This is a genomic window from Streptomyces phytophilus (genome assembly GCF_013870535.1).
Taxonomy (GTDB): domain Bacteria; phylum Actinomycetota; class Actinomycetes; order Streptomycetales; family Streptomycetaceae; genus Streptomyces; species Streptomyces phytophilus.
Window position 1 is genome coordinate 1 of sequence record NZ_JACBXC010000097.1, and the last position, 10,483, is coordinate 10,483.

A 10,483-nucleotide genomic window follows, 5' to 3' on the forward strand; every position below is an offset into this window, starting at 1 on the left:
GGTCCTGCGGCTCCTCGCCGAGGGCCTGTCCAACCCCGAACTGGCCGCGCGCCTCCACGTCGGCGAGGAGACCGTGAAGACGCACGTCAGCCGACTGCTGGCCAAGCTCGGCCTGCGGGACCGTACGCAGGCGGTGGTCATGGCGTACGAAACGGGCCTCGTCGTCCCCGGCAGCCGCTGACGCCCCGGACCCGCGGCTCCCCCGCTCCCCGGTTAGCCTCGTGACCATGCCCGGAGCCATCGAACTCGTGATATTCGACTGCGACGGAGTCCTCGTCGACTCCGAGCGCATCGCCGCCGCCGCACAGGCCACCGTGGGCGCGGAACTCGGCTGGCCGCTCACCGAAGCCGACGCCGTCGACCTGTTCATGGGCAAGTCCCAGGAATCCGTCGGCGCCATGGTCGTCGAACGCCTCGGCCCGGGCGCGGACAAAACCTGGCGCACCCGCTACTACGAGGAGTTCTTCGCCGGCCTCGACCGCCTCGAAGCCGTACCCGGCGTCGTCGACGCCCTCGACGCCATCGCCGCCGCGGGCCTGCCCACCTGCGTCGCGTCCAGCGGCGACCACGAACGGATGCGCCGCACCCTCGGCCGGACCGGGCTGTACGACCGCTTCGCCGGACGCATCTACTCCGCCGCCGACGTCGGCGGCCGCGGCAAACCCGCACCCGACCTCTTCCTGCACGCCGCGCGGGAGATGGGCTACGCGCCGCAGGCGTGCGCGGTCGTGGAGGACAGCCGCTACGGCGTCCAGGCGGCGCGCGCCGCGGGGATGCGCGCGTACGGCTTCACCGGCGGACTGTCACCGGCCGGCTGGCTGGCGGGACCCGGCACCGTGCTCTTCGACGACATGCGCAAGCTGCCGGTCCTGCTGGAGACGGAGACGGAGACGGAGGGGGAGGGGGAGGGGGAGGGGGAGGCCGCCGGAACGGCGGACTGACCGCCGGTGGGGGCACGGCCCGTACGAGGAGACGGCGCTACGCCCCCTGGCCCGCGACCCACTCGTCCGCGAGCACCGACCACACCTCGGTGTCCTGCCGCACCCCCCGGTACAGGAACTTCGAACGCAGCACACCGTCGCGGCGCATGCCGAGACGCTGGGCGACCCTGATGCTCGGGGTGTTCTCCGCGGACACCAGCCACTCCACGCGCTCCACACCGCGCTCGCGCACCGCCCAGTCGACGATCACGCGCACCGCGCGCGTGACCAGCCCGCGGCCGGCCGCCGCGGGCTCCACCCAGCAGCCGGCCTCGCAGGTGCGCTGCTTCGCGTCGAAGACGCGGAAGAGGACGCCGCCGACGAGGAGGCCGTCGAGCCAGATGCCGTAGAGGCGGCCGGAGTCGGCGGCGGCCTTGTCCGCGTACGTCTGGAGCCAGGAGCGGGCGGAGTCGAGGTCTGCAGCGGCGTCGGGCAGGCCGACATGGCGGCCGATGAACGCGCGACCGCGGTCCATGTGGGCGAGGAACTCCTCGGCCTGCCACGGCTCCAGCGGCCGCAGCTCGGCACCGTCGTCACCCAGGGATATCGCGAACATCGGGTCCTCCAGTGGCTGTGCTCGACACCGTGATCCTCGCACGGCCCACTGACGGACCCCAGGTCACCCGCCCGCAGCCGACTCCCCCAGCACCTGCACCGCCCGACCCTGCGCCGCCTGGCCCCTTGCCGCCCGACCCCGCGCCTCCTGCGCCAGGGCGGCGACACAGGCCCGTACGGCCGGACTCTCCCCCCGGGACCGCCACGCGGCCTGCACCGTACGCCGCACCCCCGGCCGCACCGGCACGAACCGCACCCCCGGCGGGCACGGCCGCTGCGCCATCTCCGGTACGAGCGCCACGCACAACCCGCCGCGCACCAGCGCGAGCTGCGTGGCGTACTCCGTCACCTGATACCGCACCTCCGGCTCCAGACCCACCTCGCGCAGCGCCTGCGTCAGCCCCTCGTACGGCTCGGTGCCGACCGGACAACTCGCCCACACCGCCGCCCCGGTCGCGTGGGCGAGACCACCCAGCTCGGCGAGGCCGACGCGCTCGCGGCCGGCCAGCGGATGGGCGTCCGGCACCGCCAGCTGCACGTCCTCGACCACGAGCGTCCGCACCGCCAGCCCCTGCGGCAGCCGGATGGGCCGGGTGCTCCAGCTCTCGATGAGCAGCAGATCCAGCTCCCCGCCGACCAACCCGGGCACCAGCTCGACGGCCTCGCCGTCGACGACGGTGGGCGCCAGCCGCGGATACGAGGCGGTCAGCGCGGTCAGTACCTCGGGCAGCAGCGCGCGCAGCGAACTGCCGACACCGCCGAGACGCAGCGGGCCGAGGATCTCGTCCTGCAGATCCGCGAGATCCGCCTCCGCCTCGGCGACCTGCGCACACACCCGGGCCGCATGCGCGGCGAGCACCTTGCCGGCGTGGGTGAGTCGAACGCTGCGCCCGTACGGCTCCAGCAGCCGGTGCCCCGACTCGCGCTCCAGCTTGGCGAGCTGCTGCGAGACGCCGGAGGCGGTGACGTGCAGCGACTCGGCGGCGCGGGCGATGGTGCCGTGGACGGCGACGGCGTCGAGGGCGCGGAGGCGCTCCAAGCTGAACACGAAGTGATACTAACGCTTTCGGCTAACGAATCATCGCTTTTTCTTGGGGGACCGGACAGGCACAGTGAGGTGCATGCGAGTCGACGGGGACGGACAGAACAGCCGAGGCGGCATACCGACCCAGAACCACAAGCCCCCACCCACGAACACGCCCGGCGCGGGCGGCGCGGGCGGCTCCTCCGCACCCCACCCCCGGCTCCTGACCCGGCTGGCCACCCCGGTCACGTTGGTCATCGGCGGCTCGGCGTGCATCTCGCTGTCGGCGATGTTCGTGAAGCTCTCCGACGTGAACGCCGGCACCGCCGCCTTCCTGCGCTGCCTCCTCGCGCTGCTGCTGCTCGCTCCCCTGGCGGTCGTCGAACTCCGCCGCCTGGGCCCGCGGGCCCGGCGCCCCGTGCTCACGGACCTGGCGGCCGGGCTACTGCTCGGCGTCGACTTCGTCTTCTGGGCCGCCAGCATCAGGGACGTCGGCGCCTCCATCGCGACCGTACTGCTCAACATCCAGGTGATCGTCTTCCCGCTGCTGGCCCGACTGCTGACCCGAACTCCACTGCCGCGCGGCTTCTGGCTCACCGCCCCGGTGCTGCTCGCCGGGGTGGCACTCGCGGGCGGCGCGATCGGCGACCCGGAACCCGGCAGCAGCCCCGTCACCGGCATCCTCTACGGCACGGCCGCCGGCGTCGCCTTCGCGGGCTACCTCTTCCTCACCCGCCTGGGCGGCACCCACCCCCGCCCAACCACCCCACCCCCCGACGAACACCCCCAGCCCCAGCCCCAGAGCCAGGGCCAGAGCCAGGGCCAGAGCCAAGGGAAGGGGCGGTGGCGGGGCCAGGCCCAGGACCAACACCAGGGGCGGGGCCCCCACCCCCCTACCCCCCACCCCACCCCCTCCGCTCCTCCCGCCGCCGCCTCCGCCTCCGCCTCCTCACCCGCACCCCAGACCCCAGGCCCAGTCCCGGCCCCTGCCGCTCCCTCCCGTTCCCGTGGGCACATTGCCGTGCCGGTGTGCACCGCGACGTTCTCCGCCGGCATCGCCTCCGGCATCCTCGGCGCGCTGTGGACCGGTATCGATCCGATGCCCGAGCCCGCCGCCCTCGGCTGGCTGGCCGCGATGGCCGCGCTCGGCCAGGTCCTCGCCCTGCTTCTCATCACCCCCGCGTTGCCTCGGCTCGCCCCGGCCACCGGGGCGGCGCTGCTCCTGCTCCAGCCGGTGCTGGCCATCGCCACCGCTGTCGCGTTCATCGGCGAGCGGCCCACGGTGACGCAGTACGCGGGCTGCGTGCTGGTGATCGCCACCGTCTGGTACGCCACCCGCGTCGGAGGCAGCCGAGGCGCCCAAACCCCCGTGCTCCGCACCGCGGGCCGCGGTTAGGCTGCGCGCCATGCCGCCGTATGACGACGCCCTGCTCCCCGCCACAGCCCGCGCCCTGCGCCACCGGCTCGCCGTCGCGCAGAGCGAGGGCCGTACTCCTTCGCTCGTCGCGGCGGTCGTGCGTGACGGGGAGACGGTCTGGTCCGGGGCCCGCTCGATGATCGACGGGCACGAGCCGACCACCGACACCCAGTACCGCATCGGATCGATCACCAAGACGTTCGTCGCCGTGCTGGTGCTCCGGCTGCGCGACGAGGGCCTTGTCGACCTCGCCGACCCGCTGGGGAAGCACCTCCCCGGCACTCAGGCTCCCGCGGTGACCATCGCTCAACTCCTCTCCCACAGTTCCGGTATCGGCGCCGAGCCCCGCGGCCCCTGGTGGGAGCGGACCCCGGGCACACTGCGCCCCGAGCTCGGCGAACTCTTCGACGGCGACCCGGCCCGCCATCCGGCGGGCCGCCGGTACCACTACTCCAACCCCGGCTTCGCCTACCTCGGCGCGCTCGTCGAGGCGCTGCGCGCCGCGCCCTGGGGCGACGTGCTGCGGCGCGAGGTGCTGGAGCCGCTGGGGCTGCGGCGTACGACGCTGCTGCCCGAGGCCCCGCACGCCGGCGGCTTCGCCGTCCATCCGTGGGCGGACGTCATGCAGCCCGAGCCGCTGCACGACACCGGCCGGATGGGCCCGGCGGGCCAGTTGTGGTCCACGGTCGGCGACCTGGCCCGGTTCGCGGCCTTCCTCGTGCACGGCGACGACCGGGTGCTCTCCGCCGGGACGCTGGCGGAGATGCGCACCCCCGCGGTGGCTCCCGAGGCCGCGGAGTGGGACGTCGCGTACGGGCTCGGCGTGCAGCTCATCCGCCGCGACGGCACGCTGCTCTCCGGCCACACCGGCTCCATGCCGGGGTTCCTCGCCTGCCTCCTTTCCGATGTCGACGAGGGCGTGAGCGCGGTCGCCCTCACGAACGTGACTTCCGGTGTGTCCGTCTCCGGTCTTGCCTCCGATCTGATCGGCACAGTGCTGCGGCACGAGCCGCGTATCCCCGAGCCGTGGCGTCCGCTGGCCGCGGACGAGGTGGATCCGGAACTGCTCGCCCTCACGGGTCCTTGGTATTGGGGAGCGAACCCGCACGTGCTGCGGTTGAAGGAGGACCGGTGGCTGGACCTGAGTCCGCTGCACCGCAGCGGGTACGCCTCGCTCCTGCGCCCGGAGGCGGACGGCACGTGGACGGCGGTCGACGGCTACTGCGCCGGTGAGACGCTACGGGTGGAGCGGACGGTGGACGGCGAGGTGTCGCACCTCGACCTGGGCACCTTCGTCTTCACCCGCGAACCGTACGATCCGGACGCCCCCGTCCCCGGCGGCACCCGCGGCTGGACGTAACCTCTCCTGCCGCGACCCGGGGTACCCTGCGAGGGTCACCGGCGGCGGACGTCCGCCGCCGGCAGGCGCAGCAGTCAGCAGACGTCGCAGTCGGCAGGGGCCGCTGTCGTCGTGCACAACGACAAGCCCCCGCACCCCGCTTGGCAGATCCTCCCGGCCGACCCTCCCCACGGGCCGGGCCACAGGATCACGCGGACGGCTTCGCCGCCCCCCTTATGCCGTCAGCTCCTTCTCCAGCGGCGTGCGGAACCGGGGTGTTATTCGGGCGTCGCCGACCCATGCCGCCAGTCGTTCTGCCTCCGCGGCCACCGCGCGTTCCGCGTCGCCGCCCACGTCCGTGAGCATCCGCCACACCACCTCTCCGTCCTGTCGTTGCGCCCAGCCGCCGACGACTTCGCCGTTCCACCACACCGTCGGCCCCACGTTGCCGCTGCCGTCGAACAGCGCCTTGCGGTAGCCGGCGTCGAGGTGCCAGTCGCGTTCCTTCCAGCCCATCGGTGTCGGGTCGAGCCCCGGCAGCAGCGCCGCCCACGGCTCCGGTGCCGCGACCGGCTCGGTGTCGTCGGGCAGCACGTACCCCGTGCCCTCGTGCAGGTCCACCGGCACGGCCCCGGTCGCGGCCAGGGCCTTGCGCGCGGCGGTCTTCGTCCAGCCGGTCCACCACACGAGGTCCGCTTCGGTGGCCGGCCCGTACGCGTACAGCCAGCGGCTGGTCAGCTCCGTCTGCGCGTCGGCGACGTCCATGCCGGCGAAGTCCTCGCCGGGCGCCCACCGGAACTGGCTCGACGTCCATGAACCGCGGGGGTGTCCGCGGCGTATGTGTCCGTCACAGGCAAGCATGCGCAGTACCCGCGTGGCCACGCCCTGCTGGGTCTCCTGGCGGGTGCCGGGGAAGACCGTGATCTTCGTGCGCAGCAGCGGCTCCGCGGCGGATATCTCGCTGCCGGTCGCCTCGCCTTTGTCCTTGAGGACTGCAAGCGCGGCGGCTTCGGCGCGCTGCAGCCACGCCTCGTCCAGGCCGTTCCAGTCCTTGAGGTGTTTGAGGAACGTGGCGCGCTCACGTGCCGCTATGGCGCGCGCCGCGGCCGCGTCCACTGCGGGTGCCAGCTCGCGGCTGACCGCGAAGAGGGTGCGCCGCATGGACAGCAGTTTCACCAGCGACACGTCTTCGTAGAGCGCGCGCTCTACGGGCGTGACGCCGGGCTCCCGCATGCGCGCGCAGGCGGAGAGGAAGACGGTCGCCGCGTCCGTCGCATGCAGCGCGACGACCGCGTCCGCGGCTTCGACGGGCGTGGCCGCGCGGGCGGTCGGCGCGAGCGCGTGCCGCACGCCGATACGGGCTCGTCGCTGCTCTGTCGTGATCTGCATAGTGGCAGTATGCCGAAGCCCGCACCAGCCCGCTCGGGCCTGTGGATAACTTCGGATCTTGCCCGCCGACACCTCTCTGACCAGCGGGTACTTCATGCAAGAGGGCGGTCGCAACCGGGCGGGCGACGGCTGCGGGCCGGGTGCCGGGCGTGCTGCCGATGCCGGCCCGCGAGCTGCCGACCCGGGCGAGCTGCGGCCCGCGACCCCGGCCACGCCCCCGCGTCTTCCCCACGGCATCCCCCGGGTTTCCCAGGGCCCGAGGCCCGAGACCCGAGACCCGAGACCCGAGACCCGAGACCCCCTACAGCATCCGCTTGAATCCCACGTGCGACGCCGCGAATCCCAGCCGCTCGTAGAAGCGGTGCGCGTCCGTGCGCGTCGCGTCCGACGTGAGTTGGACGACCGCGCACCCCTGCTGTCGCGCCTCCTCGACGGCCCACTCGATGAGTTGCGTCCCCAGCCCGCTCCCGCGTTCGTCGCGGTGCACGCGCACCGCCTCGATGAGCGCACGTGTCATGCCACGCCGCGACAGCCCCGGGATGACGGTGAGTTGGAGTGTGCCGACGACGTTGCCGTCGCGTTCGGCGACGGCGAGGTGCTGGGCGGGGTCGGCGTCGATGCGCGCGAAGGCGTGCGCGTACGGGGCGGGGTCGTCAGGGGTCTCGCGGGTGGCGCCCAGGGGGTCGTCGGCGAGCATCGCCACGATGGCGGGCACGTCAGCGGCCGTCGCGCGCCGGATTTCCAGGTCGCTCATGCCGTCAACTCTACGCACAGACCGGGGCGCACTCCTGTGCCGTACGCGCCCCCTTCGCCGTACGCGACCGCCCCGGGGCGACGTACGCGCGCCGCCGCTTCCCGTGCGCCGCTCCTACGGCGCGTACGCCGGCGGGGCCTCCAGCGCTTCCACCGCCGCCACGAGCGGCGCCAGTTCCGGCCGCTTTGCGGCCTCGTCCAGCGCGGCGCGCAGGGCGACCTCGTATCCGGGCCTGGCCTCGGCGAGGAGGCGGCGGCCGGCGGGGGTGACCTCGGTGTAGATGCCGCGGCGGTCGTCGGGGCAGAGGTAGCGGCTGAGCAGCCCGCGGTCCTCAAGTCGGGTGACGAGGCGGGTGGTGGCGCTCTGGCTGAGGACGACGGTGTCGGCGAGCTGGTTCATGCGCAGGTGGAAGTCGTCCTGGCGGCCGAGGGCGTCCAGTACGGAGTATTCGCGGGCGCTCAGCCGGTGTGCGCGCTGGAGTGTGCGCTCCACGTGGGTCTCGATGCGGGCGTGCAGGGATGCCAGGGCCGACCAGCCCCGGGCAAGTTCGTCGAGCTGCTCGGCTGTGGCCGCCATGAGCGCCTCCGCGTCCCGTGAGTGAGTGCGTTCGCCGTCCTTACCCCCGAGTTTACTCCACGACCGCAATAGCCCGCGCTTGCAAGGATCGGCGTGTGCAATTATTGTGGGCGCTTGGTAATTGGCAGCCCCCCGCATCCCTCTCAGGAGTCCCCGCATGCCTCTCGCGCTGCTCGCGCTGGCCATCGGCGCCTTCGGAATCGGCACCACGGAGTTCGTCGTCATGGGCCTGCTTCCGGAGGTGGCCGACGAGTTCTCCGTCTCCGTCCCCACCGCCGGCTGGCTCACCACCGGCTACGCCCTCGGCGTCTTCGGCGGCGCCCCGCTGCTCACCGCGCTCGGCGCGCGGATCCCGCGCAAGCGGATGCTGATGGGCCTCATGGGCCTGTTCATCGCCGGCAACGTCATCTCCGCGCTCGCGCCCGCCTTCGGCGTCATGCTCGCCGGGCGCATCGTCGCCTCCCTGGCCCACGGCGCGTTCTTCGGCATCGGCGCGGTGGTCGCCGCCGGGCTCGTCGCCAAGGACAAGCGGGCCGGGGCCATCGCGATGATGTTCACCGGGCTGACCGTGGCCAACGTCGTCGGCGTCCCCGGCGGCACGCTCCTCGGGCAGACCGTGGGCTGGCGGGCCACGTTCCTCGCGGTCGCGGCCATCGGAGTCGTCGGACTGGCCGGGGTCGCCAAGCTCGTACCGGACCTGCCGCGGGCACCAGAGGGAGCCTCCGCCCCCGGCAGCACAGGACTGCGCCGCGAGCTGGCCGCGTTCCTCAACACCCAGGTGCTGCTGGCCATGGGCATGACCGTCCTCGGCTTCGGCGGGGTCTTCGCCGCCATCACCTACATCGCACCGATGACGACGGAGGTCACCGGCTACGCCGACAGCTCCGTCACCTGGCTCCTCGCCCTCTTCGGCCTCGGCATGGTCGGCGGCAACCTGGTCGGCGGGCGTTTCGCCGACCGCGCCCTGATGCCGATGCTCTACGTCGCCCTCAGCGCCCTGACCGCGACGCTGGCGCTGTTCACGCTCACCGCGCACAACAAGCCGGCCGCCGCCGCGACCATCTTCCTCGTCGGATTCTTCGGCTTCGCGACCGTGCCGCCGTTGCAGAAGCGGGTACTCGACCAGGCCGCCGCCGCGCCCACCCTCGCCTCCGCCGTCAACGTCGGCGCGTTCAACCTCGGCAACGCCCTCGCCGCCTGGCTCGGCGGCCTGGTCATCTCCGCGGGCCTCGGCTACACCGCCCCCAACTGGGTCGGCGCCGCCCTCGCCGCCTCCGGCCTGGCCCTCGCGCTCCTCGCCGCAAGGCTGGAGCGCCGCACGGCCGGTGCGGCGGCCGCGTCGCGGACGGTACGGGTGGCGGGCAGCGCCGTACGCGACGGAGCCGACGACCCGCGGAAGGACAGCGGCACCGTACGGGACGAAGGCCGCACCGCCGTACGGACCCACTCGACCGCCGACTGACGCCCCGCCCTGGCCCCCCCGCCGCCCCGCGCCGCCCCCCTTCGCCGACGTACCGGCGCCCCCTACTCCGCCCAGGGCAGGGGGTGCCGCGTGCCGTCCTCGGTGACGGCGCTGCCGCCGGCCTCCATCACCACCAGCGCCTCCACGGCACCGCCGCCCGCCGCCGCCCCGAGCCGCCGCAGCACGTCAGGCGGAAGCAGAACAGCCTCCCCGGCCGCGGCGGTCTCGGTACGCCCGCCGCAGGTCACGGCGAGGGAGCCGGATACGACCATCCAGACCTGCTCGCGGTCGATGGCGTGTACGGGCCCGGCCTGGCCGGCTTCCATGCGTACCCGCCAGGTGCTGAGCGCGGTACTGCCCTGGGAGGGGGTGGCGAGGGACTCCATCGCGGCATTCGGGGTGGTGACGGTGCGGTCGGCGGTGGGAGTAATGACCTTCATGCTTGTAAAGCTCCTTTACTCGAATGGATTGAGTAAAGGAGCTTTACTCACCTGTGTCAAGATGTTCCCGTGACCCGCGACCGCGACAGCCCGCCGACACCCGAGCTGCTGTTCCTGCTCGGCATGGCCTTCCAGCTCGTGCTGACCGAGTTCAACGAACGCGTGGCCGCCGCCGGTTACCCCGACCTGCGGCCCGTCCACGGCATGACGTTCCAGATCCTCGGCGCCGAGGGCGCCACGAGCAGCGAACTCGCCGCCCGCCTCGGCGTCACCAAACAGGCCGCCGGCCAACTCGTCGACGACCTGGAGCACCGCGGCTACGTCCTGCGCACCGCCCACCCCGCCGGCGGCCGCCGCAAGCTCGTCGTCCTCACCGACGCCGCCCGCCGCCACCTCGACATCGCCGGGGACGCCCTGCACGACCTTGAAGCCGAACTCGCCCGCCGCACAGGCGCCGACACCCCCCTCCTCCGCGCCGAACTGCTCCGCCTCGTCCACGGCCTCGCCGGCGACGACCCCCCTCCGCTACGCCCCGTCTGGTGACCCC

12 protein-coding genes are annotated in these 10,483 nt (G+C 73.4%); 6 read left to right on the forward strand and 6 right to left on the reverse strand.

Features of this window, described 5'->3' with window-relative positions; all coding sequences use genetic code 11:
• A partial coding sequence (locus H5J30_RS08230; protein ID WP_181786506.1) for a response regulator transcription factor occupies positions 1-181 on the forward strand: 181 nt, incomplete at its 5' end.
• 46 nt (positions 182-227) lie between these two features.
• Entirely contained in the window at positions 228-941 is a 714-nt protein-coding gene (locus H5J30_RS08235) for an HAD family hydrolase (RefSeq protein WP_181786508.1), read from the forward strand.
• 37 nt (positions 942-978) lie between these two features.
• Here the strand turns inward: H5J30_RS08235 and H5J30_RS08240 are convergent, their stop codons facing one another.
• Together H5J30_RS08240 and H5J30_RS08245 are read right to left on the reverse strand one after the other, a co-directional pair.
• Positions 979-1,536, reverse strand: a complete 558-nt coding sequence (locus H5J30_RS08240; RefSeq protein WP_181786509.1) for a GNAT family N-acetyltransferase — start codon at positions 1,534-1,536, stop codon at positions 979-981.
• 63 nt (positions 1,537-1,599) lie between these two features.
• Entirely contained in the window at positions 1,600-2,583 is a 984-nt protein-coding gene (locus H5J30_RS08245) for a LysR family transcriptional regulator (protein ID WP_181786511.1), read from the reverse strand.
• A 73-nt stretch (positions 2,584-2,656) separates the two neighbouring features.
• Between H5J30_RS08245 and H5J30_RS37445 the strand changes: the two genes are divergently transcribed.
• Both H5J30_RS37445 and H5J30_RS08260 read left to right on the forward strand, forming a co-directional pair.
• A complete protein-coding gene (locus tag H5J30_RS37445) occupies positions 2,657-3,955 on the forward strand; it encodes a DMT family transporter (RefSeq protein WP_309505467.1) in 1,299 nt (432 codons plus the stop codon).
• Between the two features lie 10 nt (positions 3,956-3,965).
• Entirely contained in the window at positions 3,966-5,336 is a 1,371-nt protein-coding gene (locus tag H5J30_RS08260; RefSeq protein ID WP_181786513.1) for a serine hydrolase domain-containing protein, read from the forward strand.
• Between the two features lie 213 nt (positions 5,337-5,549).
• On the opposite strand, the gene H5J30_RS08265 is transcribed toward H5J30_RS08260, so the two are convergent.
• The 3 genes from H5J30_RS08265 to H5J30_RS08275 form a co-directional block, all read right to left on the reverse strand.
• Positions 5,550-6,704: a winged helix DNA-binding domain-containing protein gene (locus H5J30_RS08265; RefSeq protein ID WP_181786515.1), complete on the reverse strand. Its 1,155-nt coding sequence runs from the start codon at positions 6,702-6,704 to the stop codon at positions 5,550-5,552.
• 301 nt (positions 6,705-7,005) lie between these two features.
• Entirely contained in the window at positions 7,006-7,458 is a 453-nt protein-coding gene (locus H5J30_RS08270) for a GNAT family N-acetyltransferase (protein WP_181786517.1), read from the reverse strand.
• A gap of 114 nt (positions 7,459-7,572) precedes the next feature.
• Positions 7,573-8,034, reverse strand: a complete 462-nt coding sequence (locus tag H5J30_RS08275) for a MarR family winged helix-turn-helix transcriptional regulator (RefSeq protein ID WP_181786519.1) — start codon at positions 8,032-8,034, stop codon at positions 7,573-7,575.
• Between the two features lie 157 nt (positions 8,035-8,191).
• On the opposite strand from H5J30_RS08275, the gene H5J30_RS08280 reads away from it, so the two are divergent.
• Positions 8,192-9,496 (forward strand): MFS transporter, encoded by a 1,305-nt coding sequence (locus tag H5J30_RS08280; RefSeq protein WP_181786521.1) that lies wholly within the window; start codon positions 8,192-8,194, stop codon positions 9,494-9,496.
• Positions 9,497-9,558: 62 nt separating this feature from the next.
• Here H5J30_RS08280 and H5J30_RS08285 read toward each other — a convergent pair whose 3' ends face one another.
• The gene (locus tag H5J30_RS08285; protein WP_181786523.1) at positions 9,559-9,936 is read right to left on the reverse strand and encodes a cupin domain-containing protein; all 378 of its coding nucleotides are present in this window, start codon (positions 9,934-9,936) and stop codon (positions 9,559-9,561) included.
• Between the two features lie 69 nt (positions 9,937-10,005).
• Here H5J30_RS08285 and H5J30_RS08290 point away from each other — a divergent pair, with 69 nt between their 5' ends.
• Positions 10,006-10,479, forward strand: coding sequence for a MarR family winged helix-turn-helix transcriptional regulator (locus H5J30_RS08290; RefSeq protein WP_181786525.1), 474 nt, complete (start codon positions 10,006-10,008; stop codon positions 10,477-10,479).
• Positions 10,480-10,483: the final 4 nt, after the last annotated feature.